Source organism: Cloacibacillus evryensis DSM 19522 (genome assembly GCF_000585335.1).
GTDB classification, from domain to species: Bacteria; Synergistota; Synergistia; order Synergistales; family Synergistaceae; genus Cloacibacillus; species Cloacibacillus evryensis.
Window position 1 is genome coordinate 2,895,386 of record NZ_KK073872.1, and the last position, 24,836, is coordinate 2,920,221.

General features: G+C 58.8%; 21 protein-coding genes. 12 read left to right on the top strand and 9 right to left on the bottom strand.

Annotated features, from left to right (window positions below; genetic code table 11):
* Complete coding sequence (locus tag CLOEV_RS12980; RefSeq protein ID WP_034444230.1) at positions 1-891, bottom strand: Wzz/FepE/Etk N-terminal domain-containing protein; 891 nt, start codon at positions 889-891, stop codon at positions 1-3.
* A gap of 141 nt (positions 892-1,032) precedes the next feature.
* Positions 1,033-2,160 carry a sodium ion-translocating decarboxylase subunit beta gene (locus CLOEV_RS12985; protein WP_008710141.1) on the bottom strand — a complete coding sequence of 376 codons (1,128 nt, stop codon included), beginning with the start codon at positions 2,158-2,160 and terminating at the stop codon, positions 1,033-1,035.
* Positions 2,161-2,295: 135 nt separating this feature from the next.
* On the opposite strand from CLOEV_RS12985, the gene CLOEV_RS12990 reads away from it, so the two are divergent.
* From CLOEV_RS12990 to CLOEV_RS13000, 3 genes are read left to right on the top strand one after another with little or no spacing between them, the layout of a single operon-like run.
* Complete coding sequence (locus CLOEV_RS12990) at positions 2,296-3,228, top strand: DMT family transporter (protein ID WP_008710140.1); 933 nt, start codon at positions 2,296-2,298, stop codon at positions 3,226-3,228.
* 3 nt (positions 3,229-3,231) lie between these two features.
* Complete coding sequence (locus tag CLOEV_RS12995) at positions 3,232-4,485, top strand: MFS transporter (RefSeq protein WP_051485092.1); 1,254 nt, start codon at positions 3,232-3,234, stop codon at positions 4,483-4,485.
* On the top strand, positions 4,482-5,384 hold the full coding sequence (locus tag CLOEV_RS13000; RefSeq protein ID WP_034444233.1) for a DMT family transporter: 903 nt from the start codon (positions 4,482-4,484) through the stop codon (positions 5,382-5,384). Before CLOEV_RS12995 ends, CLOEV_RS13000 begins: the two co-directional genes overlap by 4 nt.
* Before the next feature lie 644 nt (positions 5,385-6,028).
* Here the strand turns inward: CLOEV_RS13000 and CLOEV_RS13005 are convergent.
* The gene (locus CLOEV_RS13005; protein ID WP_008710125.1) at positions 6,029-6,700 is read right to left on the bottom strand and encodes a cytochrome c biogenesis CcdA family protein; all 672 of its coding nucleotides are present in this window, start codon (positions 6,698-6,700) and stop codon (positions 6,029-6,031) included.
* Position 6,701: 1 nt separating this feature from the next.
* The gene (locus CLOEV_RS13010) at positions 6,702-7,208 is read right to left on the bottom strand and encodes a TlpA disulfide reductase family protein (protein ID WP_008710124.1); all 507 of its coding nucleotides are present in this window, start codon (positions 7,206-7,208) and stop codon (positions 6,702-6,704) included.
* Between the two features lie 180 nt (positions 7,209-7,388).
* On the opposite strand from CLOEV_RS13010, the gene CLOEV_RS13015 reads away from it, so the two are divergent.
* The gene (locus tag CLOEV_RS13015) at positions 7,389-8,138 is read left to right on the top strand and encodes an aspartate/glutamate racemase family protein (RefSeq protein ID WP_008710123.1); all 750 of its coding nucleotides are present in this window, start codon (positions 7,389-7,391) and stop codon (positions 8,136-8,138) included.
* Positions 8,139-8,247: 109 nt separating this feature from the next.
* Here CLOEV_RS13015 and CLOEV_RS13020 read toward each other — a convergent pair whose 3' ends face one another.
* From CLOEV_RS13020 to CLOEV_RS13030, 3 genes are all read right to left on the bottom strand, one after another.
* Positions 8,248-8,775, bottom strand: a complete 528-nt coding sequence (locus tag CLOEV_RS13020; protein ID WP_245591132.1) for an HdeD family acid-resistance protein — start codon at positions 8,773-8,775, stop codon at positions 8,248-8,250.
* 441 nt (positions 8,776-9,216) lie between these two features.
* On the bottom strand, positions 9,217-10,290 hold the full coding sequence (gene buk, locus CLOEV_RS13025) for a butyrate kinase (protein WP_034444238.1): 1,074 nt from the start codon (positions 10,288-10,290) through the stop codon (positions 9,217-9,219).
* Positions 10,291-10,300: 10 nt separating this feature from the next.
* A complete protein-coding gene (locus tag CLOEV_RS13030; RefSeq protein WP_008710115.1) occupies positions 10,301-11,212 on the bottom strand; it encodes a phosphate acyltransferase in 912 nt (303 codons plus the stop codon).
* Positions 11,213-11,367: 155 nt separating this feature from the next.
* On the opposite strand from CLOEV_RS13030, the gene CLOEV_RS13035 reads away from it, so the two are divergent.
* The gene (locus tag CLOEV_RS13035; protein WP_084482408.1) at positions 11,368-12,726 is read left to right on the top strand and encodes an MATE family efflux transporter; all 1,359 of its coding nucleotides are present in this window, start codon (positions 11,368-11,370) and stop codon (positions 12,724-12,726) included.
* Positions 12,727-12,781: 55 nt separating this feature from the next.
* Positions 12,782-14,200 carry an MATE family efflux transporter gene (locus tag CLOEV_RS13040; RefSeq protein WP_034444241.1) on the top strand — a complete coding sequence of 473 codons (1,419 nt, stop codon included), beginning with the start codon at positions 12,782-12,784 and terminating at the stop codon, positions 14,198-14,200.
* 51 nt (positions 14,201-14,251) lie between these two features.
* On the opposite strand, the gene CLOEV_RS17410 is transcribed toward CLOEV_RS13040, so the two are convergent.
* Both CLOEV_RS17410 and CLOEV_RS13050 read right to left on the bottom strand, forming a co-directional pair.
* Complete coding sequence (locus CLOEV_RS17410; RefSeq protein ID WP_008710110.1) at positions 14,252-14,419, bottom strand: Txe/YoeB family addiction module toxin; 168 nt, start codon at positions 14,417-14,419, stop codon at positions 14,252-14,254.
* 84 nt (positions 14,420-14,503) lie between these two features.
* Positions 14,504-14,764, bottom strand: a complete 261-nt coding sequence (locus CLOEV_RS13050) for a type II toxin-antitoxin system RelB/DinJ family antitoxin (RefSeq protein WP_034444245.1) — start codon at positions 14,762-14,764, stop codon at positions 14,504-14,506.
* A gap of 462 nt (positions 14,765-15,226) precedes the next feature.
* Between CLOEV_RS13050 and iorA the strand changes: the two genes are divergently transcribed.
* The 6 genes from iorA (at position 15,227) to CLOEV_RS13080 (ending at position 24,728) form a co-directional block, all read left to right on the top strand.
* Positions 15,227-17,023, top strand: a complete 1,797-nt coding sequence (iorA, locus tag CLOEV_RS13055; RefSeq protein ID WP_034444247.1) for an indolepyruvate ferredoxin oxidoreductase subunit alpha — start codon at positions 15,227-15,229, stop codon at positions 17,021-17,023.
* On the top strand, positions 17,016-17,609 hold the full coding sequence (locus CLOEV_RS13060; RefSeq protein WP_034444250.1) for an indolepyruvate oxidoreductase subunit beta: 594 nt from the start codon (positions 17,016-17,018) through the stop codon (positions 17,607-17,609). The genes iorA and CLOEV_RS13060 overlap by 8 nt, the downstream gene beginning before the upstream one ends.
* Before the next feature lie 103 nt (positions 17,610-17,712).
* A complete protein-coding gene (locus CLOEV_RS13065) occupies positions 17,713-18,942 on the top strand; it encodes a phenylacetate--CoA ligase family protein (RefSeq protein ID WP_034444253.1) in 1,230 nt (409 codons plus the stop codon).
* Between the two features lie 242 nt (positions 18,943-19,184).
* A complete protein-coding gene (locus tag CLOEV_RS13070) occupies positions 19,185-22,265 on the top strand; it encodes an efflux RND transporter permease subunit (RefSeq protein ID WP_034444255.1) in 3,081 nt (1,026 codons plus the stop codon).
* The gene (locus tag CLOEV_RS13075; protein ID WP_084482410.1) at positions 22,262-23,557 is read left to right on the top strand and encodes a TolC family protein; all 1,296 of its coding nucleotides are present in this window, start codon (positions 22,262-22,264) and stop codon (positions 23,555-23,557) included. The genes CLOEV_RS13070 and CLOEV_RS13075 overlap by 4 nt, the downstream gene beginning before the upstream one ends.
* Position 23,558: 1 nt before the next feature.
* Positions 23,559-24,728: an efflux RND transporter periplasmic adaptor subunit gene (locus CLOEV_RS13080; RefSeq protein WP_034444259.1), complete on the top strand. Its 1,170-nt coding sequence runs from the start codon at positions 23,559-23,561 to the stop codon at positions 24,726-24,728.
* The last annotated feature ends 108 nt before the right edge of the window (positions 24,729-24,836 follow it).

Below are 24,836 nucleotides of genomic sequence, written 5' to 3' on the forward strand. Positions count from 1 at the left end.
CTACACTTTTTTAAAGCCGATCAGTTTTTTGAGAAGGGCTTTTTTCTGCGCCGTCACCGGGTCGTTTTCACATGATTTCCAGAAATGGCGCGCAAAGGCAAGCGTTACGGCGCAGAAGAGCCCCAGCAGCGTGGAAAGCGCGACGATCTTTCCCCGGCCCTGCGGAGCTTTTTCGTCCGGAATAGAGGCCGGAGATATCAGCTGCAGGACGACAGGGCTTTTATCTTTTATTTTTTTATTTTCGTCATACTGGGAAATGATCGTGTACAACTCAAGCACGGAAGCCATTTTTGATGTATCGTTCTGCGGCGTCTCCAGTTTTTGTATTTCGTCAAATTTATCTTTGATAGTTTTCTCGAGGAAGGCATTCTTATCCGTTATCGCGGCGGATACCCCCATCTTCTGGAGGGCCGCGTTTGTCTTCTCGTATATAAAATCCGCAATTTTCATGGCCTTATCCGGTGCGTCCGCTTTTACTTCCAGAGTTACGACACCGTTTTTATCCGCGTCTACTTTAATATCTTTCTCAAGCTCTCTGCGCGCGGCTATCTTCGACACAGCTTTGCCGTCTTTATTCATGAGCTTGAATTCGTCGATGACGGCGTCCATCATCGCGTTGCTGACAATGATGCCGTTCACGATGTTGGCCGGCATATAGACGGAAAACTCCCCTTTATCGATTACATTTGAGGAGATAGGCATCATCTGTACTTCACTGCTGTACTTTGGCACGGTGAAGAATATCGCGTATGCCAGGCCGGCCAATGCAAATAAAATAGTCGCAGCGGCTATCAGCCTTTTCTGTTCCGCAAGGACTATCAGGATGTCCAGCATAGACATTTCATCGCCGTCGTCTTCAGGAAGCATTTCCATATTTTTGTAGTTATCCATTATTTACCCCCGCTACAAAATGTAATTCGTATTTGTATGTAATAAAAAGGCATGTCATTAACGATATTACTGCTAATGACATGTTATCTGGGATATTATAGCATAGCTACACGTAAAATTTGGAATATATTTTCTGCGGCATCATCCCAAATACGCCAGCAGCGCACCTCCGGCGAGGACCGAACCTATCTGGCCGGCGACGTTCGCGCCGACGGCGTGCATCAGCAGGTGGTTTGCCGGGTCGGCCTTCTGTCCCATCCGCTGGATGGTCCGCGCGGACATCGGAAAGGCGGAGATCCCCGCCGCGCCGATCATCGGGTTGATACGTTTGTCCTTCGGCAGGAAGAGGTTCAGCAGCTTCGCTGTGAGTACGCCGCCCGCCGTGTCGAGCACGAAGGCGACGAGTCCCATGGCGATTATCACAAGGGTGTTCAGGTTGACGAATTTTTCGCCCGTCATCGTCGCGGCGATCGCGAATCCGAGGAGGATGGTGACGATGTTGGCGAGCTCGTTCTGCGCGGCGTTTGAAAGGCGGTCGGTGACGCCGCTGACGCGCAGCAGGTTTCCGAACATGACGAAGCCCAGCAGCGAGACGGAGGCGGGCGCGATGATGCCGCCGAGGATGGTTATGAATATCGGGAATAGTATCAGCATACGGCGCGATACAGGCCTGTCGGCGTACGGCATTTTCATGCGGCGCTCGTTCTGCGTCGTGAGGGCCATGATCACCGGCGGCTGGATAAGGGGCACGAGCGCCATGTAAGTATAGGCGGCGACAGAGATCGGCCCCAGCAGATTAGGCGCGAAGCGCGACGAGACATAGATAGAGGTCGGCCCGTCCGCCGCGCCGATAATGCCGATCGAGGCCGCCTCGTAGACGTTATAGCCAAAGAAGAGCGCCAGCCCCATGGTGAGGAATATCCCCATCTGGGCGGTGAGTCCGAAGAGGAACATTTTCGGGTTGGAGAGCAGCGGCGTAAAGTCACACATCGCACCGACAGCTATCAGGATCAGCAAGGGCATGATCTCGGTGGCGATGCCGATCTTGAAGAACATTGAGAGGGCTCCCTCGATGAGCTTGCCGCCCGCTATCTGGTCAAGCGCCGACGAGAGGGGGAGGTTTACAAGGATCGTACCGAAACCCATTGGCAGAAGCAGATTAGGCTCGAATTCTTTTTTTACCGCCAGGTATATCAGCAGGCCGCCTACGCCCATCATTACAAGACTCTGCCACGTAACCGCCTCAAATGTGTGGATGAAGAAATCCATTCTCCGCTCACGTCTCCTTATTTTTTTCTAGTAACGCACACTATATCACAAAAAAGCAAAAAGTGAGCCGTCCATCTCACGCGCTATATATAAAAATCGTGTAAAATATATCAGGTGTACAGGGAGGGTCTGCCGATGCCGTTATGGGGTTTTCTGCTCAGTTTTCTTGCCGCCGCGATGTGGGCAGTATCGCCTATCATGGTCAATCATGGGGTTGCCATATCTAAATGTTCGATACATGAAATAAACCCTTACCGCGCGGTTCCTTTTTTCGCAGCCTCGCTCATCATTGCCCTGATAAACACCGGCGGCGATATAACGCTGGTCACCTCGCCGCTTGTATATCTCTATCTCTTCGCGGGAGTATTTGCCGGTTATCTGTTGGGAGACCTCTTTTACTTCGTCGCCATTCGCGAGATCGGCGTCAGCCTCGCCATCCCGGTGGCGAACGGCTATCCGATACTGGTCATTTTCACCTCCTGGCTGCTGCTCGGAGAGCCGGTAACGGCAAAGATCCTTTGGGGCGTCATCGTAGTCGTCTTCGGTGTTCTGCTGCTTCGCTTCGGCGGGGAGGGGAGCAAAGAGACAAACGACGTGGCGCGCGCGCTCCACAACAAGCGGCGGCTGATGAAGGGCTTCGCTTTCGCCATCGCCGCGGGATGCTGCTGGGCCCTCTCGGCTCCGCTGACGAAACTTGTGATCGTAACTTCCGGGCTCAGCCCGACTGAGGTGACCTTTTACCGTTCCTTCGCCTTTCTCGTCATCTCCGTCATCGCGCGTATAGTCGTCGTAAAATACCGGCCGGAGTCGACGGTCCCGCTGCTAAAAGTATCGCCTGCCGCGGCCCTTTATTTCGCGGGAGCGTCCGTTATCGGCCTCTGCCTCGGCTCCATCGCCTACGCCGCCTGCCTGGTCGTGATGCCGGTGGCGATCGTAACGGCGATCACGGCGACCAGTCCCTTTATCGCCGCGCTCTTCGGCCATTTCGTCCTCAAGGAGCGCCTGATGAAGCCGCAGTGGATAGGCGTCGCCCTCATCATTGTCGGCTCCGTCGTCGTTGGGATATAGGCGATGAACTTCCCTAACGCGCTGCGCGCGCTCAACAGCAGAAATTACCGGCTCTTCTTCGCGGCGCAGACCGTATCGATGACGGGGCTGTGGATGCACCGCGTGGCCGTCGGCTGGCTGGTATTCCGTCTCACCGACTCGAACAGCGCCCTCGGCCTGATGGACTTTGTCGCTTCGCTGCCGATCTGCCTCTTATCTCCCTTCGCGGGCGCGGTCATTGAGCGCCTCGACCTGAGGAAGACCCTCTTTTATCTGCAGGCTGGGTGTATGGGCATCGCCTTTACGCTCGCCTTTTTCACGCTCACAGAGCTGATAACCTTCCGGTTGGTCATCATACTCGCCATATCACGGGGCCTGATCGACGCCTTCGAGCTGCCGACGCGTTACTCCCTCGTCTCTTACATGGTGGAAAGCAAGGACGACGTCGCCAACGCCGTGGCGCTCAACTCGACGCTCTTCAATACGGCGCGCATGATCGGGCCTACCGTCGGCGGTTTCGTCATCCACGCCTTCGGCGAGAGCTTCTGCTTCTTCTCCAACGGCTTCTGCTATCTGACGACGCTTGGGGCGCTGCGCAGCATGAGGATGAAGAAACCACCCATCGGTAAGACCGGCGGCGAAAGCCATCCGCTGCGCGACACCTGGGAGGGGATCAAGATGGCGCGCCGCTTCGCCCCCTACCGTTACTTTTTAACGCTGATAACGATAACGGGATTTTTCTCCTTCCCCACGATCATCCTGATGCCGGCGATGGCGAAAAGCGTCCTCGGCGGCAGCTCCAAGACGCTCGGCCTGCTTCTGATGGGCGTGGCGGTCGGCGCGCTCGCGGGCTCCCTGCTGATGGCTTCGCGCAAGACCACCGCCGACTACTCCTGGTGGTGCACGCGCACCTGCCTCGGCTTCGGCGTCTCGGTGATGCTCTTCTCACTGTCGCGCAGCATCCCGCTCGGCATCATTCTCGCGGCGCCGGTCGGCTTCTGCATGGTCACCTGCACCATCGCCTGCAACACCCTGATGCAGACCATGAGCGGCGACGCGAGCCGCAGCCGCATCATGGCGCTCTACACGCTCGCGATCGTCGGCATCCCGCCCTTCGGCAGCCTGCTCTCCGGCAAGCTCGGCGACATCGTCGGCACCGCCTGGGCGCTCTTCATCTGCGGGATATTCTGCACCATCTCCGCCTATTATTTCATGAAAAAGATAGATAAGGTAAGTTATCAAATACTGCGTGCGCTGAAGCGCGAGGGGGCACTATGAGTTCTAATTCGTCAAACTACCGGTCGGTGCTGATGGCCGACATGGCGCTTGTCTTGGTCGCGTTCATCTGGGGCGCGGGAATTCCGCTTTCTGCGGTGCTCGCGCGCGGGCTGACGCCGCTCTGGGCCGTGGCGCTGCGGATGCTGCTCGCCTCCTTTTTCCTCATCCTGATGTTTCCAAAGACGATATTGACCTCGACGAAGCGTGACTGGCAGGTATCCTTCATCCAAACAGCCATCCTCACCTGCGTATTCGTATCGCTCACCTTCGGCCTAGTCTACAGCACGGCCAGCAAACAGGCATTCATCGGCGGCCTCAACGTGATACTGGTGCCGATCTTCGTCTGGATACTATACAGCGTGCGCCCCTCGGTCTGGCTCTTCGCGGGAGCTGGGGTGACCACGGTAGGACTTCTCGTTATGGGCTTCACCCCCGGCATGGAGTTCAACTTCGGCGACCTGCTTTCCTTTATTATGGCGATATTCTACGCGGCACAGGTGCTTGGAGCCGACTACTGCGTGCGGCGCGTCGAACCCACGCGGCTCGTCGCGCTGCACATCATCATGCTCTCGGTGATCCTCGCCGCACTGGCGCTCATCTTTGAACCGATCCCGAACCCAATGACCTTCAGCGTGAAAATCTGGTCCTCGCTGCTCTGCGTCTCGCTCTGCAACACCATCCTCTGCTTCATCATCCAGTTCCGCGCCCAGAAAAAGACCAGCGCCACTCACGCGGCTGTCATCTTCTCACTGGAGGGCCTCTTCGGCTACATCCTCGCCGTCGCCAGCGGCCAGGACCCCTTCCACCTGCAGGGCGCCGTCGGCGGCATCCTGATAATAATCGGCATGCTCATCACCGAGCTGGAAGGCTTCCTGAAGGCGAAAAACGCCAGGCAATGAAGCCGGGTATCTTTAGCGACCCGCGCTTCTGGTGAACAAACTAAATTCGGCGACGAAAATCAAAGATTTTCTGTCTCACTTATCACACAAAACGCAAAACCGGCGTTTTAGCTCACTGCCTATAAACGCTGATTTCCTTCGGGCGTGGGAAAGATAAACGGGGATTTAGCGCCCTTCCGTCGCTCCGGCCTCCGAGCCGGAGCCTAGAGTCGTCGGGTTTAGCTTTGCTCTTTAAAAGGCTCCCTCTCCGATAAGCAGGGAGCCAAAACGATGTTTTTTCGTTTTGTGCGAGTCGCTTAGCTCCCGCCGCAGGCGGGTGGAGGAGATTTGACCTTGGTTTTGTCTTTGGCCTTCCGCGGCTTCCGCCGCGGGCACTGCGTGGCGCTGAAAACATGCGCCGCACAGTGCAACACTCCTTCCGACCCGGCGCAAAATCGCGCGCCGGCCCACCTCCCTCGGCGAGGGAGGCTTTTAAAGTATAAATCGCTGTTTATCTTTCCCCGCAATCGCGTAAATCGGCGTTTAGACGTGCCGATGACGACGCGAAATAAGGCCGGAAAACCGCAGGCGCACTTTGGTGCGTCGAGGATTTTCCGGCCTTGTTGAGCTAAGTCAGCGGTGCGTATAAACGCCGATTTACCTGTTTAACCGAAAAGAGAGGCCCAATAGGCAAAGTAGTCCGTCGCTATCCCCAGCCCTGCGGCCACCAGTATCGCTCCTGATACCCTCTTGATGATCTTCCCGTTGCGCCGCAGCCATTGGAATATCCCCTTTATCCTCGTAAAGAAGAGCGCCGCGAGAATGTATGGGATGCCGAGCCCCATCGAGAAGACGAAGAGGTAGAATATCCCCTCGCCCACCGTTTTTCCGTTGCCGGCCAACATCAGCGCCGAACCGAGGAAGGGGCCGAGGCAGGGCGTCCAGCCGAGCGAAAAGGCCGCGCCGAAGAGCAGCGCGCCGACGAAGCCGCTCTGCTTTACCTTGACGTCAAGTTTCTTCTCAACGTCGAGAAAACCGATATTGAATACGCCGAGAAAGTGCAGGCCGAATATCATTATCACGACGCCGCTTACGCGCTGCAGCAGCAGCCTGTGATCGTTGAGTATCGCGCCCAGAGACGTCGCGGTCGCTCCCATCGCCATGAAAATCAGCGTGAAGCCGGCGACGAAGCCAAACGTATTGACGACGCTCGCGCGCTTCCCGTTCTCCGTTTCCGCCGCAAGATACATCAGGTATACGGGGAGCATCGGCAGCATGCAGGGCGATATGAAGGCCAGGAATCCCTCCAGAAAGAGGAGGGGCAGCTCGCCCGTCATGCTATTTTTTTGCCTCTTCGACCAGCTTCAACACCGCGGCCTTCGTCGTGCCGCCCTGTATCTGGCCGGTGAGCTTGCCCTCCCCGTTTATCACGAAGGTGCTGGGAATATAGCGGATACCGAAATACTCCGCAAGCTCCTGATTACTGTCGAGCAGGACGGTCATCGTGTAGCCCGCATCCTTCATGAAACTCTCGACCTTTGATTTCGTCTCGCGGCGGCCGTCCGTCATATTGACGGCCAGCAGGACCGCGCCGCCGGACTTTTTAAATTCCTTGTTCATCTCGTCGAATTCCGGCATCTCGTTGCGGCAGGGAGGACACCAGGTCGCCCAGAAGTTGAGCACGACCACCTTGCCCTTGTACTGATCCAACGAGACATTCTTGCCGGAAAGATCTTTCAGCGTAAAATTCTTTACCTGCGCGCCGCTGCCGAGGGCGAAGGCCGACGAGGCGAAAAGCGCGGAGGCTATCAGCGCGAAAAGCAAAAGCATCGATTTCTTGTACATTACAACCACTCCGTTTCCCAGTTTTTATGGAGCCATTATATAACATATATGTAATTTTTTAAAGTACAGATATTATTATTTAAATTCTCTCATTTTTCTTATCTATTGACATTGGAGTACAAAAAATGGTACATTTATAAAAATTATTTTGTTTTTATCATTCAGTTGGGGGGAATCGTTTTGCCGTTCTACACAATCAAATCAAAGTCACGCTCATGGGATGGAGAGCCGGTCGGAATCCTGATTTTAGACGCGGCCTATCCCTGTGTCCCGGGAAATGTCGGCAACGCCACCACATTTCCGTTTCCAGTCCGCTACCATGAGGTGCGCGGAGCTTCGATCGACCGTCTGCTGAACCAGCGTGATCCGTCGCTGCTCGCGCCATTCGTCGAAGGCGCGCAGAAACTCGAGGCCGAGGGCGTGCGCGCGATAACGGGAGCCTGCGGCTTCATGGCCCTCTTCCAGCAGGAGATCGCCGACGCCGTCGACGTCCCCGTATTTATGTCCAGTATGCTGCAGGTGCCTTTCATCGTGCGTACCCTCAAGCGGGGCAAGAAGGTTGGTATCATCTCCGCAAACGCCTCCGTCATGACCGAACAGCACTTGCGCAACGTCGGCATAACCGCCGATATGCCGGTCGTGCTCTACGGCATGGAGAGTAAAGACGAGTTCCGCTCCTCCGTCCTTGAAGAGAAGGGAACGATGGACACCGACATTGTCGAGCGCGAGATACTCGAGGTCTGCGACCGCATGTTAGCGGAGAATCCCGAGGTCGCCGCGATCCAGCTCGAATGCAGCGACCTGCCGCCCTTTGCCGCCGCCGTCCATCGCCATACCGGGCTGCCGGTCTTCGACTTCATCACGATGATACGACACTTTGAAAGCGCCCTGAACCCGACCGAGTACGTCGGACCGCAATACGGGATGTAGGACTGCAGGCCGCCCCGGCGAAAATGTTTTCCGGGGCGGCCCTTCAATGTGCGGTTATCTATCTATGCTGCCTCGCGCCGAGGTTTCCTGTTTTTAGTCGAATGATAAACTATCCCTGTTTTTCCGCCGCCTGCGAGCATCCCTTGCCGAGGAACATCATGCTCATGCCTCCGAAGATGAAGTCGACTCCAAGGACGACGCCGATCATCGCGATGCCGGTGACCATGTTCTGCCACATGAGCCAGGCGAGCACAAGAGCGAGGATGCCGGAGACCAGCGTCCAGATCGCGCCGTCGATGTGGCGGATGTTCCAGTATTGGATGATCTTTGTAACGCCGTCAACGAGAAAATAGGCTGACAGAAGGATCGAAAGCGTCAGCACGCCAGCAAGCGGCTTGGTGATAAAAAGGAATCCCGCGACGAAGGCGCAGAGGGAGCTGAATACCTCCCACCAGCCGCCGGTCTTGTCCTTGAACGCCTTGTAGGCTCCGTATGCCTGAGCGCATCCCGCGACCACCAGCAGCCAGCCCAGCAGCAACTCTATCGCGAAAGAGGCCATCAGCGGCATCCAAAGGGCGATAAAGCCCGTGAATAACATCAGCGCACCGGTCCAGTAGAACCTTGTTTTGTTTTTCAATAGATCTTCTTTTGTTAAATTTTCAGAAATAAGCATTATGCTTCATCCACCTTTATCTTTTGATTTCAATTATTGTTTTACCCATTCCGACATCTCTTTAAAGCGAAGGGAGGCCGCCCAAAAGGCCAACGACAACCCCAGTATAATGATAACTGTAAGCGTGCGCACGTTATTCACTCCCTGTTTTTATATTCACACCGCCTCGCTTCCTTTCTATGAAACATCTTAGTTTACGGCCCTGACAAAGAGTACGGCAGTATTGCGGCATTCACGATAGGTAGTTTTAATTATGTAAAGTTTTTGTGGATAAAGGGAGATTTATTCTGTTATTTGACGAATAAAAATAATTTCGCGGAGGCGTTTTATCAATATTAACGGTAATCTTTTAAGAGAGCGCGGGCCCGATCCGAGGCGTGGGATTTGCCGATAGGCCGGCGGCGCTCAGGCGTATTCTCCCGTGGGATATATCTTCGCGCGCTCCTCCCCGCGCAGGACGCGCAAAGCGCCCGCGGCGAGCGATTCAAGCTCGTTTTCGCCGGGAAGGACGACGGTCTTGCCGAGGAATTTTATCTTCCTGCCGACCAGTTCCACCAGCTCGCGCGAGTGAGCCATGCCGCCGGTGAGGATCACCGCGTCGAGTTCGCCGTCAAGCACGGCCGCGAGCTCGCCTATCCCCTTCGCTATCTGGTAGACATAGGCGTCGAGCACCAATTTCGCGCGGGCGTCGCCCTCCGCCGCCTTCAATACTTCGCGCAGGTCGCGCGTGCCGAGATAGGAGACGATGCCCCAGCCCGAGAGCAGCTTACGGCGAAGTTCCGCCAGCGTATACTTCCCGCTGTAACAGAGTTCGACCACCGCGTCGACCGGCAGGCCGCCGGCGCGCTCCGCGGAAAATGGGCCGTCCGCCTTCGCTCCGATGACGTCGACGATCCTGCCGCGGTCGTGCGCGCCGATCGTCACTCCCGTGCCGAGGTGGGCGACGACGAAGCGGCAGTCTTCATAGCGTTTCCCGAACGCCGCCGCCGCTTTTCGTCCCATCGCCTTTTGGTTGAGCGCATGTACGAGGCTGCCGCGCTCGATCTCGGGCGCGCCGGATATGCGGGCCACGTCGGAGAGCTCGTCGACTGAAACCGGGTCGACGATATAGGCCCGGCAGCCCGAACATCCGGCGAAGCGCTCCGCGATGAAGGCTCCGAGGTTGGAGGCGTGTTCGCCGCGCGGGGCCTCCGTTAAATAATCTTTCATCGCGTCGTTGACGAGATATGTGCCGGAGGGCATCGGCGCAAGCAGGCCGCCGCGCCCCACCACGGCGTCAAAAACATCTTCCGCAAAACCCGCTTCGGAGAGCGCCCGCGATATCAGCGCGCATCTCATCTCAAGCTGGTCGAGCACGGCGGCAAAGGCGGATCTCCGGACGTCCGTAAGTTCTACGCCCGCCTCGAAGAGCGGCCGCAGGTCCTCAAAGACCGCGATCTTCGTCGAAGTGGAGCCGGGATTTACCGCCAGTATTTTCATAATATAACGATCATCTTCCGCCCGCGACCAGGCAGGAGAGCGCGATCCCGTAGAATTTCGTCTCCGGGTCGTCGGTGCGCGAGACGAGCACGATGGGCACCATCGCGCCGAGCACGACGCCGGCGAACTTCGCCTTACAGTAATGCACGAGGGTCTTGCAGTGGACGTTGCCGCATTCAAGGTTCGGGGCCAGCGTGAGGTCCACCTTGCCGGCGATGACGCTGTTTATCCCCTTATGCTCCGCGGCCTCCCTTGAAGCCACGACGTCTATCGCCATCGGCCCCTCGACGGTGCAGGTGCAGGGCAGTTCGTCAAACTCCCCGTCGCGCCAGGCGGCGACGAGGGCGGCGGCATCCACCGTCGACGGGATGTGCGGGTCCACGCGCTCGTTGGCCGCGATGCAGGCGACGTTGACATGTTCGTAGCCGAGGGCGTGGATCGCCTTCAGGGCGTTTCTCAGGATGTGTTTTTTCTGGTCGAGCGTCGGCGTCACGATGAAGGCGGTGTCGGTACAGAACGAGAGATGGTGCTCTCCCGGGATCTCCATCACCGCGAGGTGGCTCAAAAGGTGCCCGGAGCGCAGCCCCTGCTCCCGGTCAAGCACGGCGCGCATAAAATCGGAGGTGTTGACGAGCCCCTTCATCAGGGCGTCGCCGCTGCCCTCGCGAACGAGCGCAACGGCCCTTTTCGCCGCCTCCTCCGGACTGCCGGCGTGGACGATCTCAGCCTTGCCCGCGATGCCCAGCTCATCAACCACGGGAGCGATTATCTTCTCGTCGCCGGTGAAGACCGCGTGTCCGAGCCCCTTGTCAAAGGCCATCTTCACCGCCTCTATGGTCTCCCTGTCCGCCGCCGCCGCGACGAGGCTGCTGCCGCTGAGACAGCCGCAGTTGTTTATCATTTCGTCAAAGGTCTTATACATCGACATTCCTCCCCGTTCATTTAAAGGATTCCCTCTTAAATATGAGACATTATAAAAATACGGGAACGACAAATCCGCCGAATATTTGGCACACTCAACTAAGTAAATTATACTATAATGAGAGCGTAAGATTTGCATATGGGAGAAATTTTTAAGTGAAAACAAATAATACCGCGGCCCTCGGCACAGCTCCGGTGGGGCCGCTGCTGCTGAAGTTATCTGTTCCGGCGATGGCGGGAATGTTTATGATGTCTCTTTATAATGTCGTTGACGCTTTCTTCGTCGGGCGCGGCGTGGGCGCGCTGGGCATCGCCTCCGTATTCGTTTCGTTTCCCGCGACGCTCGTCATCATGGCCGTATCGCAGACCTTCGGCGTGGGCGGAGCCTCCGTCATCGCCCGCGCGCTGGGGGCGGAAAGACATGACGAGGCCTCCGCGGCGCTCGGCACGATAATGACCTCCGGTCTCTTCTGCGCGCTCGCCATGACCGCCGCGCTGATGATATTCACGCGGCCATTGCTGACGATGCTCGGGGCAACCCATGAGATCATCGAATCGTCGCTCGTCTACGCCGGCATCATCTTTCTCGGCACGCCGGCCTTCTTCATGATGATGGTCTTCAACAACCTCGTGCGCGGCGAGGGCAACACCCGCCTCTCCATGCTGAGCATGGCGATCTCCTCGGGCGTCAACATCGCGCTGGACCCGCTCTTCATCTTCGTCTTCAAATGGGGGCTGGCGGGCGCGGCCTGGGCCACCGTCATCGCTCAGGTGTGCGCACTTGCCTGGCTGCTGCACTATTATTTCGGCGGCAAAAGCGCCGTCGCGGTAAAGCCGCAATGCCTGCGCCGGATATCCCCGCCGCTGCTCGCGCGGGTCCTCTCCGTCGGGGCCTCCGCCTTCGTGCGGCAGGTGGGCATCGCCGTATCGTGGACCGTGCTCAACCGGATATTCGCCGACACCGGCGGCGCGATCGGCGTCGCCGCCTCCGGACTCGTACAGCGCCTGCTCTCGCTCATTATTATGCCGGTGCTCGGCATGGGACACGGTCTGCTGCCGCTCGTCGGTTACAACTACGGCGCCAAAAACTACCGCCGCGTACTGCGCGGCATGTCGCTCGCGAACATCGCCTCGACCGCCGTCTGCTTCGCCTGCGCCGTCCTCCTGCTCATCTTCCCGCGCGAGATGCTGGGAATCTTCTCGGACGACCGGGCGCTGCTCGCGAGCGGCGTGACCGGCATGGTCTGTGTCGCGGCGGGGATATCCTTCGCCGGCACCCAGACGATGATCTCGACATACTACCAGGGCATCGGCAGCGCGCGGCTCGCCTTTTTCCTCTCGATGCTCCGGCCGCTGCTGCTCCACCCGCCGCTCGCGCTGACACTCTCGGCGTTTTTCGGCATGAACGGCGCCTGGGCCTCTTTCACCGCCGCGGACATCCTCGCCTTCGCCATCTCCTGGGCCATCTATACCAGAGGCAAACGGGAACTTGCCCAAAGAGAGCTCGCGGCATGACGGCGGCGCTTACGGCCTTATCCGCCGCCCGACACGAAAGGAATCATGACGGACAATGAAATTGCTCAAAAAGGCAAAGCGCATCCTGATACGGCGCGGAGCCGTGGACCTCGGCAGCGGCCCCGTGCTCAGCTCGCTTGTGCGCCTCTCTGTGCCATCCATCGCGATGGTGCTCTTCCACACGCTCTTCAACCTTGTGGATACTATCTTTATCTCATGGCTCGGCGAGAGCCACATGGTCGCGATATCCTACACCTTTCCGGTCCAGATCGGCGTTTTCGCGGTGCTTGAGGGCGTCGGCAACGGCGTCACGGCGCTTGTGGGGCGCAGGCTAGGCGAGGGAGACCGTGAACTGGCGCAGAAAACGGCGACCTCGGGGCTGGCCTTCTCCTACATCCTCTGTCTTCTCTGGGTTCCCTTCCTGTTTCCCGGCCCCTCGAACGCCTTCTTCCGTATGCTCGGGGCCACCGACCCAGTCACGCTGCGTCAGGCGTGGCTCTACAATATGTGGATACCTCCGATGCTGGTGCTCATCAGCTTTTCATATGTGGTGAATTCCATATTCAGATGCCAGGGCAATACGATGGTCCCGCTATACTTCTTTCTTATCGCCAACGGGCTGAACTTTATCCTGGACCCGATCTTCATCTTCGCGTTCGGCTGGGGCATGACGGGCGCGGCGGCGGCCACCTTCGCCGGGCGCTTCGCCGGCACCTTCTACCTGATAAAGAAACTGCGCGAGTCGAGCGAAATAAAACTCCCCTTCTTCACACGGCCGCGCCGCGGCATGATGAGGATATGGGGCGGGATAACGGCGATCGGACTTCCCGTCACCCTCACCACCGGCAGCGTCGCCTTCGGCATGGGCACCGTCAACAAGATTTTGTCGACGACCTACGGCAACATCGCCGTCGCCGGCTGGATGGTGGGGCTGCGCGTCGAGGACCTCGCCTTCAACACCCTGATGGGGATCAACGACGCGCTCGTCCCCTTCCTCTCCTTCAACTACGGACGGCGCAGCCTCGATCGCATGAGACGCGGCATCCGCTCGGCGTTCATCATCAGCGGCGTGATAACGGTGGCGATCGGCCTCGCGCTCGCCTTCGCCCCGCACCCGATCATAAATCTCTTCCGCCCGACGGAGGAGGTCGCCGCCGTCGCCATCCAGTCGATACGCATCACGATCGCCGGCTACCCGATGGTGATATACAGCGTGCTCTACAACGCGCTCTTCATCGCCACTGGATATTCCGGTTACGGCTTTGTGATCCAAGTCTGCCGCAGCATGGTGCTGCGCGTGCCCGCCGTCTGGCTGCTCGCGGGCATGGTCTCGATACATTGGATCTGGCTCTTCCAGCCGATCTCATTCGCGGGCGCGGCGGCGCTGACCTGGCTCTTCTCGTGGATACTGCTGAAAAAGCTGCGTAAAGATATGGCGGGAAACAGCACGGAGATGGGGCCTTACATCCGATGACCAAGAGCTCCGGCGACCCGGGCTCTCGGTTTATTCATTATGGATCATGCTCTATTCATAATGGCTGCGGCACTGGACGATGATAATCTCCGTATCCGTCAGTCTGTAGACGAGCCGGTGCTCTTCGTTGATGCGGCGGCTCCAGTAACCTGATAAATCGTGCTTCAGCGGCTCAGGTTTGCCGAGGCCCTCATTGCCGTTACGGTCAATATCTTCCACAAGCTGGTTTATCCGCCTGAAAATATTTTTTTATCCGTGGCGTTCCAATCAAGATAATCGCTCCAGGCGCCGTCTGTCCACGATTTAATCATTAGAGGCGATCAATTCGTGGCGCGTGCGGCGCCCATCCTCTGCCTGGGCGATATTTTCTCTCAGGTTTTTCATGTTGGACGCCGAATAGAAGGGGTCGCGCGATATCTCAAATGGCAGCCTGTTTTCTCTCAGCACCGCCCTGAAGAAAAGGTTCACCGCCGTCGAAGGGTTCATCCCCACATCGGCGCAGAAAGCTTCTATCTCGCGTTTTGTCTCCTCTTCCACCCTTATCGACATCGTTGCAAGGGGCATGACAGTCACTCCTTTCATTACCTGTTTTAAAGAGGTTATAACATATTTCTGCCAAATACGAATACACAGCAATACTATAGATGACAATGTAATAATTTTATCAAACTTTGTTCTATATTTAATCGCCGGCAACGGAAGCTGCGCGATACCCTTCATGGGGGCGTTATGCGGTAAAAGTACGCGGCGCTGCCCCGCGTGACAGCCGTCCGTGCATTTTCCCCTGGGCAGGCAAGCAAAACCTTGACATATCACGGCACAGGGGCTATAAATATTCGCGGAAGAAGAGGGGCAGCCCCCTTCGGGATCAGTTTGAGCGAAGAACGGCACAGCTAAAGAGAAGCGAAGACAAGTTGATTGACTGTATGATTACATTCAAGGCTTTGTCGTTTGCGCGGCGGAGTCTTTTTTTATAGTTTTATATTGGCCGGTATCTTTTGAATAAAATGTGTGGGGGAAATATCAATGGCTGTAAAGGTCTGCATGGGAAACGAAGCTATCGCGCTCGGAGCGCTGGCCGCCGGGATAAAGGTGGCAGCCGGATATCCGGGGACGCCGTCGACGGAGATAATCGAGACTCTCGTCGCCGTCCGTCATCCCGGCGTGAAGGTGCAGTGGTCGACTAATGAGAAGGTGGCCCTCGAGGTCGCGGCGGGCGCGGCCTACTCCGGCGCGCGCACCCTCTGCACGATGAAGCAGGTGGGGCTCAACGTCGCCTCCGACCCGCTGATGAGCCTCGCCTATATCGGGATCAGGGGCGGCATGGTGATCGCCGTCGCCGACGACCCCGGCCCCTGGTCCTCGCAGACGGAGCAGGACACCCGCAGCTTCGCGAAGCACGCCAACCTTCCCGTATTCGATCCGTCGTCGCCCGAAGAGGCCTACGAGATGGTGCAGGCGGCCTATGAGCTCTCCGAAACCTACGCGCTGCCCGTATTCCTGCGCCCGACGACACGCGTCTGCCATGCGAGCGCCGACGTCGAGCTTCGCGATCCCGCGCCGGCGCGCGAAGCGCCTGGCTTTGAGAAGCGTCCCGAGTGGTGCATCTTCCCCGCGCTCTCCTACCGGCGTCACGGCGAGCTCGAGGTGAAACAGAACGAACTCGCGCGCACCTTCGACGAACTTCCCTTCAACCGCATCGAAGGCGGCAAGGCGGGAGCTGCGGTCGCCGTCTCCGGGGTCTCCTATCTCTACGCGAAAGAGGTCATCAGGGAGCTCGGCCTTGACGTTAAGTTATATAAAATAGGCACCCCCTATCCCTTGCCCGAAAAACTGACCCGCGAGTTCCTCGACTCTGTCGATTCCGTTCTCGTGATCGAAGAGCTGGACCCCGTCGTCGAGGAGCAGCTTCTCATCGCGGCGGCGGGAAAAACGCCCATCCTCGGCAAACGCAGCGGGGATATGCCGTGGAACGGCGAATATTCCTACGAACTTATAAAGAAGGCGCTGCTGAAGTATCTCGGCATGGCGGCGGAGAAAGCGGATGCCGCAGAGCTGCCGCCGCTACCAGTCCGCCCGCCGGTACTCTGCGCCGGATGCCCTCACCGCGCCTCGTTCTATGAGGCGAAGGTGGCGACGAAGGACTGCGAAAAAGCCGTCTACTGCGGCGATATAGGCTGTTACACCCTTGGCAACGCCGCCCCGCTCAATATGGTAGACACCTGCCTCTGCATGGGGGCCGGCATCACCATCGCGCAGGGGCTCGCGCTCGCTGAGCCCGGCACGAAATGCCTCGCCTTCATCGGCGACTCGACATTTTTCCACACCGGTATCCCGGGGGTGATCAACGCCGTCTATCAGGGAACGGATATCACGATGATCATCCTCGACAACCGCACCACGGCGATGACGGGACACCAGCCGCACCCCGGCACCGGCAAGCGCGCGCTCGGCGACGACGCGCCGGCCCTCGATATCGAGACGATCCTGCGCGGCTGCGGCGTCCGGCATATATCGAAGGTCGATCCCTTCGACTACGAGAACGCCGTCGCGGCGATGCGCGAGGCCGTAAGCTTTCCGGGCCCCTCGGCGGTGATCGCCGAAGCTCCCTGCATTGCGCATATAAAAAAGCCGGCGACTGTGCATTTTGTAGATGACAAGTGCATCAAATGCGGCAGATGCATCCGTGAGATCGGATGCCCCGCGATCACCCCGGACGAGGCCGGACGCGCCGTCATCAACGGTTCGCTCTGTACGGACTGCGCCCTCTGCGCCAATCTCTGCCCCGTCCGCGCGATAAAAAGAGGTGAGATAGATGGTTAAGAGCATCGTAATCGCCGGCGTCGGCGGACAGGGAACGCTGCTGACTTCAAAGATACTCGCCACAGCCGCGGGAGCCAGAGGGCTCTTCGTCCGCACCTCCGAGACGATCGGCATGGCGCAGCGCGGAGGCTCGGTCTCCAGCCACCTTCGCATAGACGCGCGGGAAGTTTCGCCGATCATTCCCTGCGCTCACGGAGACATCCTGCTCGGCTTCGAGCTCGCCGAGGCGGTCCGCATGATCCCGAAGCTGAAGGCGGAAGCCAAGTGCGTCGTCAACACTGACCGCATCATCCCGACGAACGTCGCGCTGGGCAGGGGCCTTTACCTCGGAGACGAATACCTCGCCCTGCTCAAGAAAAAGTTTCCCGAAGCTGTTTTTATTGAAGGCGCGCCGCTAGCTCTCGCGGCGGGAGACATCCGCACGCTGAATATCGTGATCCTCGGCGCCGCGGTGGGAGCCTCGATGCTGCCCTTCCCGGAAGATGAGATACGCGCGGCGATAAAAGCCTGCGTCAAGCCGAAGCTGCTCGCGATGAACGAGAAGGCCTTCGCCCTAGGGTTTGAGGCCGCCGGGGTTCGATGGTGAGCCCGCGCGGCAGCCAAAACTTTTTTAGATACTATTTCCGAGAAAAGTAAATCAGCCAAGAAAGTTTTTCAGAACAGAGAAGACAGTTAGGAGAGAATAAATTATGAACGAACTTACGATAATGAGCCAGTGTTTCGCCCAGGTACGCCGCGCCGCTAAGGCCAGCCCGATGTACAGAGAAAAGTTCGCGGGGCTGCCCGTGGATACGATGATGACCCGCGAGCAGTTCGAAACGCTGCCCTTCACGACGAAACAGGACCTCCGCGACGCCTACCCGATGGGCATGCAGTGCGTGCCGAACGAAGAGATCGTCCGCGTACATTCCTCGTCGGGGACGACCGGCACACCGGTCATCATGCCATACAGCGCGCAGGACCTCGAAGACTGGGCGGTGATGATGGAACGCTGCTATCAGTTCGCGGGAGTGACGACCGCCGACCGCATCCAGATAACCCCCGGCTTCGGCCTCTGGACGGCGGGGCTCGGTTTTCAGGCCGGCGCCGAGCGCCTCGGCGCGATGGTCATCCCGACCGGCGCGGGCAACACCGACCGCCAGCTCCAGCTGATGCGCGACCTTGAGGCGAGCGTCCTCATCGGCACCTCGTCCTACGGCCTCGTCATCGCCGAGGAGGTCGACAAGCGCGGCATGCGCGACGACATCCACCTCAAGCGCGGCATCTTCGGCTCCGAACGCTGGGGCGACAAGATCCGCGAGAGGATCTACGAGACGCTCGGCATCGAGTTTTTCGACATCTACGGACTGACGGAAATATACGGCCCCGGCATCGCGATCGACTGCTGCGAACACACGGGCATGCACTACTTCAACGATTATATCTACTGCGAGATCATCGACCCGGCGACCGGCAAAGTGCTGCCAGACGGCGAGCAGGGCGAGATCGTGATCACCACCTTCCGCAAGGAGGCGGCGCCGCTGATCCGCTACCGCACGCGCGACATCTCGCGCATCATCCCCGGCGAATGCCCATGCGGCTCGCCCTTCCCGCGCCTCGACCGCATCGTCGGCCGCAGCGACGACATGATCAAGGTCAAAGGGACGAACATCTATCCGGCGCAGGTGGAGGAGATACTGAAGCGGATCGACGGCTTCTCCAGCGAATACCGCATCGTCCTCGAGAACGAAGACCTGCGCGACCGCATGATCGTTCAGGCAGAGATGAAGGATGGCTGCAACCCGGAAGCCCTCGCGGAGTCGCTCGTCCGCGAATGCAAATCCGGCATCGGCATCCGCATAGTCCCGCAGGTGATGAAGCTCGGCGAACTGCCGCGAAGCGAAAAGAAGACGCAGCGCGTCATCGACAACAGGTATTAAGCAGCGGGAAACTCCGCACAACAGCGGCTCCGAAAGCCTGACGGCTTTCGGAGCGTTTTGTTTACGCGCCTCTCTCCCGCGCGCTTGACTTAGAGTCCTCTCTAATCGTTATAATCGTGGCAGTTGCCTCCGCAAGATAATATTTTTACACGCGGAGACACAAAAACTCCACATTTGGGATGTATAATGTGATACCGTAGCAGTTATCTATTTATATTGACCGTTAAGGATGATACGACTTTATGAAAATCACCGAAATTTCCCTGCGCCGCCCGGTAACAGTCCTTATACTCACGATCGCCACGGTGATATTCGGCACCTATTCCTACCTTAACATGGGAGTGGAACGGATGCCGAACGTCGAATTCCCCATCGTCGTCGTGCGTACGACGATGGACGGCGCCAGCCCCGCGATCATCGACAACGACGTCACGGACGTACTCGAAGCGCGCATCAACACTATCGAAGGCATCAAGAATATGAGCTCAAGCAGCTATGAGGGGCGTTCGGTGATCGTCGTCGAGTTTGAACTCGACCGCAACATCGACTTCGCGGCGGCCGACGTGCGCGGCAAGGTCAGCATGGCGACGGGGCAGCTCCCCGACGACTGCGACGACCCGCAGGTCGACAAGTACGACCCTTCGGACCGCCCGATAATGAACATCGCCGTCAAAAACGACGGACGCACCGACATGAAGACGCTCTCCCGCTATGTGGACAAGATAGTGACCGAGCGTCTTCAAACCGTAAAGGGGGTCGGCGGCATCCAGCTCGCGGGCTTCCGCGACAGGGAGATGCGCGTCTGGCTGCGTCCGGAGGCGCTTGAAAGCTACCGTCTAACGACGAAGGATATCAAAAACGCGATCTACAACAAGCATGTCGAGCTTCCCGCGGGGCGCGTCGAGACCGGCTCCAAAGAGTACGGCATCCGCATCGAGGGAGAATACGCCTCCGCCGCCGAGCTTGAATATCTGCCGGTGGCGGTGAGAAACGGCGCCGTCATCCGCCTGCGCGACGTCGCGCGCGTCGAGGACGGTTTTGAAGACCAGCGCAGCAGCTCCCTCTACGAGGGCAAACCCACGATCATGGTGATGGTGCGCAAGCAGAAGGGAGCCAACGAGGTGCTCCTCTCACGCCTGGTCAAGACGCGCATCGAGGAGCTCAACAAGACGGCCCCCGCCGGTACCAGCCTCGTCGTCGTCTCCGACAACGCCAAGTTTATCCTCAGCTCGATGAACGGCGTCTTCTGGGACATCATCGCCTCTATCTGCCTCACCTCGATCATCATGTTCGTCTTCCTGCGGACGCTGCGCGCCACCTTCATCGCCGTCATTACGATACCGGTCTGCCTTCTCGGCAGCATGTCCGTCCTCTACTGGATGGGGATCACGATCAACAATATGTCGATGATGGGGCTTTCGCTCGCCGTCGGCATGGTCGTCGACGCGACGACCGTCGTTATGGAAAACATCACGCGCCACAAAGAATCGGGCAAAAGCGCCTTCCGCGCCGCCGAGGACGGAACCAATGAGGTCGCCTTCGCGGTGCTCGCGGGGGCGGCGACGACGCTCGCCGTATTCGTCCCCGTCGCCTTCATGGGCGGCATGATGGGACGTTTCTTCAACTCCTTCGGCGTCACGGTGGCGATGACGATCTCGATATCGCTCATCATCTCCATCACGCTGACGCCCTTTCTCTGCTCGCGCCTCATGGGGCGCAATCAGAAGATGACTCCCATGCAGCGCAAGATGGAAGCGCCATTCCTCTGGCTCGAGGATGAATACCGCGCCTCGCTCGCCTTCGCCGTCGGCCACCGCAAGGTGATATTGCTGTCGGCGCTCGTGCTCTTCGCGCTCGGCATCTTCTTCGCGGCCTCGCTCGGCACCGAGTTTTTCCCCAGCGAGGACCAGGGCCGCCTGCGCGTGCAGGTGGAGCTGCCCGCCGACACCGCGCTTGAGGTCACCGACAGCGTGACCAAGGCGATGGTCGACATGATCCAGCAGGACAAGGCCGTCGCCTATACCTACGGGGTAGTCGGCAGCGGCTCTGGGCAGGAGGTCTACAAATCTACGATCAACATCGAACTTATCGACAGGAAGCTCCGGCCCAAGGCGTCGGCGATAATGAGGCGTCTCCGCGAAAAGCTCGCCCGTTTCCGTGACGCGGACATAAAGATGGGCACCTGGGGCGGCTCGGACATCACCCTCGTCATTCAGGGACCGACCAGCGAATCGCTCGCCGACATCGGCGACCTGATCAAGAAGGATCTCGCGGAGCACGCGCGCGGCCTCGTCGACATCACGACGGACCTCCAGATGAACAAGCCGCGCATCAATCTCGCGCTGAACCGCGCGCTGGCCGACGACCTCAACGTCAGTATCCGCGACCTGTCGGACGAGATGCTCACCTGGTTCGCCGGAGACAAGGGCGGCTCGTTCAACGAGGGCGGCTACCGCTACGACATCACCATCAGGTCGGAGAGGGAGGGGCGCGACGATCCGGGGAAAGTCCTGAAGACGCTCATCACCACGAAAACCGGCGAGACGATCCCCGCCGAGGGACTGGTAAAAAGCTCGATCGGCATGGCGCCGAACGTCATCAAAAGATATAACCGCCAGCGCTCTCTGCAGATAGGCGCCAACGTCGAGGGCATCTCCCCCGGCGAGGGCATCCTCATAATGGAAGAGGTCTTCAGGAAATACGCGCCGCAGGACGGTACCTACAGCATGGTGCCGACCGGCGATTCCGAGAATATGAAGGAGAGCTTCGGCTACATGGCGGTGGCGCTCGTCTTCGCGATCATCCTCGTCTACATGGTGATGGCGATCCAGTTTGAATCGTTCATTCACCCCTTCACCGTCATGTTTTCGCTGCCGCTGATGACGGCGGGCTCCTTCGGCCTGCTGGCGCTGGCGGGGCTGCGCCTCTCCGTCATGAGCTTCATGGGAATAATCCTCTTGGTCGGCGTCGTCGTCAACAACGCGATACTGCTCGTCGACTTCATCAACCAGCTGCGCGCCGCCGGCGACGACAAGCTGACGGCTGTACTCAAAGCCGGACCGCTGCGGCTGCGCGCGATCCTGATGACGACCGTCTCCACGATGATCGGCTCGCTGCCGGTGGCGCTCGCCCTCTCCGAGGGCGGCGAAGTCCGCCAGCCGATGTCCGTCGCCGTCATTGGCGGGCTCTTCACCTCGACGCTGCTGACACTGCTCGTCATTCCGGTCGTCTATCTTATGCTCGACGACCTTATGGATAAAGCGCGCGCGAAGATACGGCGCTACAACGCATACAGAAGACTCAGGCAGGGAGGACGCGCATGATGATAAGACCAGCCGCAAAATTACTAGCCGCCGCGCTCTGCGCGCTGGCCGCTGCCGCGGCCGGCGCCGCGGAACCGGTCGATATAAACGAGGCCGTAAAGCTGACGCTGAAGGACAACTCCGCCTTGCGTTCGCTGCGTCAGGAGCTCATAAAGGCCCAAGCCTTCAAACTGCGGGCGGACGGCACGCTGCTGCCCTCGGTTTCCGCCGGCGGCGTTATGGACGCCCAGCGCGAACCGCAGACCACCGACGGTTCCGACCGCGGAGGCAGCCGCTCGGCAAACGCGACGCTCGAACAGGTCATCTATTCGGGCGGTAAAAACAGCGCGCAGCGCGCCCAAGCGCCGCAGGTGCGGACCATCGCAGAGATGGCAGTCGCGGACGGAGAAAACAGCGCCGTGGGAGAGCTTTACGCGCGCTTCTACAACGTGCTGCTCAAGAAAAAACAGATAGAGGCGGAGCTTGACGCCGTCGCGACCTCGGAGCTGCACCTGAAGCAGGTGACGCAGATGGCGGAGCTGGGCCTTGCGAACAAGCTCGAGGTGATACGCGCCGGACAGCAGCTCGCCACCAACACTGCGAACCTCGCGACGGCGCGCGGCCTCCACGAGACCGCGGTGATATCGCTGATGAACTACATGGCGATCGAGCCGAGCGATCGCCGGGAGGTGCTCGGGGAGCTCTATGAGCCTACGGTCTCCGGCGACAGGGGGCAGTCTCTCGCACTCGCGGAAAAATTCCGCGCCGACCGGCGTCAACTGGCGGAACAGCTACGCTACCAGGAAAACCAGATCAAGATCGAACGCAGCGGCATGCTGCCTAAGGTGACGGCCGGACTTTCGAGCGGCTGGTCCAACCCATACCGCCAGCAGGACAAGAGCGGCGATTCATGGCGCGCGGAGCTATCCCTTTCCGTACCCATCTTCGACCGCGGCGTGACACGCAGCTCCGTAATGAGCGCGAGCGCGGTGCGCGAACAGGACAGGATCGCGCTCGAACAGAAAGAGCTTGACATAAAGTCGGAGGTGGAGACCGCCTGGTCCGATATAGATACCAGCCGCCGCAGCCTGCGCGCCTCCGAAAAGGCGCTCGAGCTCGCGAAAGAGACTTTGCGCCTCGCCGAAGTTGGTTACCGCGAAGGGGTCACGCCCCAGCTGGACCTGCTTGACGCGCAATCCTCACTGACGCTGGCGCAGCTTGAATACAACCGGGCACAGTATAACCACCTGATAGCGGTCGTCGCTCTCAAAGTGACCGAGGGTACGATCATACAATGGACAGGAGCAAGATAAAATGAGCAGGGTAAAACTTCCGCAGAGAAGCACGGTAATCGTATTGGCGGCAGCCGTAGCCGTCGTCGTCGGGATCGGAATCTACAGCCGGCGTGAAGCTCTATTCGCCTCAAAAAAGATAGATACGGGACCGACGAGCGTCATCGTGAAAACCGAGACCATGCGCCCCGACAAGACGATCGCCGACAAGATCATCCAGAACATGTCGATAGACGCTGAAAAACGCGTCGAGCTGCTGCCGCGTGTCACCGGACGGCTGCTCTCGCTCTCCGTAAAGCAGGGAGACTTCGTGCGGAAGGGCGAACAGGTCGCGACGCTCGAACACGACCAGCAGAACGCGCTGATACTCTCCACCGAGGCTCAGGCCGCCTCCGCGCGCGCCGATACCGAAAAGGCGAGAGCGCAGATGCTGAACGCGAAGACAAACCTTGAACGTTACCGCCGCCTGGAAAAAGAGGGCTTCAGCACCAAGCAGCAGCTTGAGACGATGGAGACGGAATACACGAGCGCCGCCGCCTCTCTCCGCGCCGCGCAGGCAAAGGAGCGGCAGTACGAGGCCGAAGCGTCGCGGGTCCGCTCGGCCAAGGACGACTATATCATCCGCGCGCCGATGGACGGCGTCGTGCTCAACGACTACAGCCTCACGCCGGGGGCGATGATCTCCCCAAGCTCGCCGATACTCGATATAGCCGATCTGCGCAAGCTGAAAGCGACGCTCAAAGTCCCCGAATCGAAAATATTTATCGTCACGCAGGGAATGCCGGTGCGGCTGCAGTTCGACGCGCTGCCGGGCGAGACCTTTGAGGGCGGCGTGACGCGCATCGACCAGTATGTGGACCCCGCGACGCGCACCAGCAACGTCGAGATCGCGCTTGACAACGAAAAACAGGCAGGCGGCAGACTGCGCCCCGGAATGTTCGGACAGGCCTCGATCGTCGAGAAAGAATACCGCAACGTGATAACGGTGCCGGAGGGCGCGCTGCACAGCAGCGAAAAGGGCTACTATGTTTTCGTCGTCAGGGACGGCAGGGCGGAGATGCGCGAGGTCGAGACTGGCGTCAGGGAAAATTCCCGCGTGCAGGTCACAAAAGGGCTGATCTCCGGCGACGAGGTGATAACCTTCGGCGGCAACAACCTCAACAGCGGCGAAGAGGTCACGGCACAGAACTGATCCGCCTCCCGGCAGCTCCGCATGATGCTCCTACGCGACGCGGTGCGCTCCTTTTTGATGAAATTTGAGAGAATGGGGCTGCTCCGCGCGCGCAAATACGTCAACCGC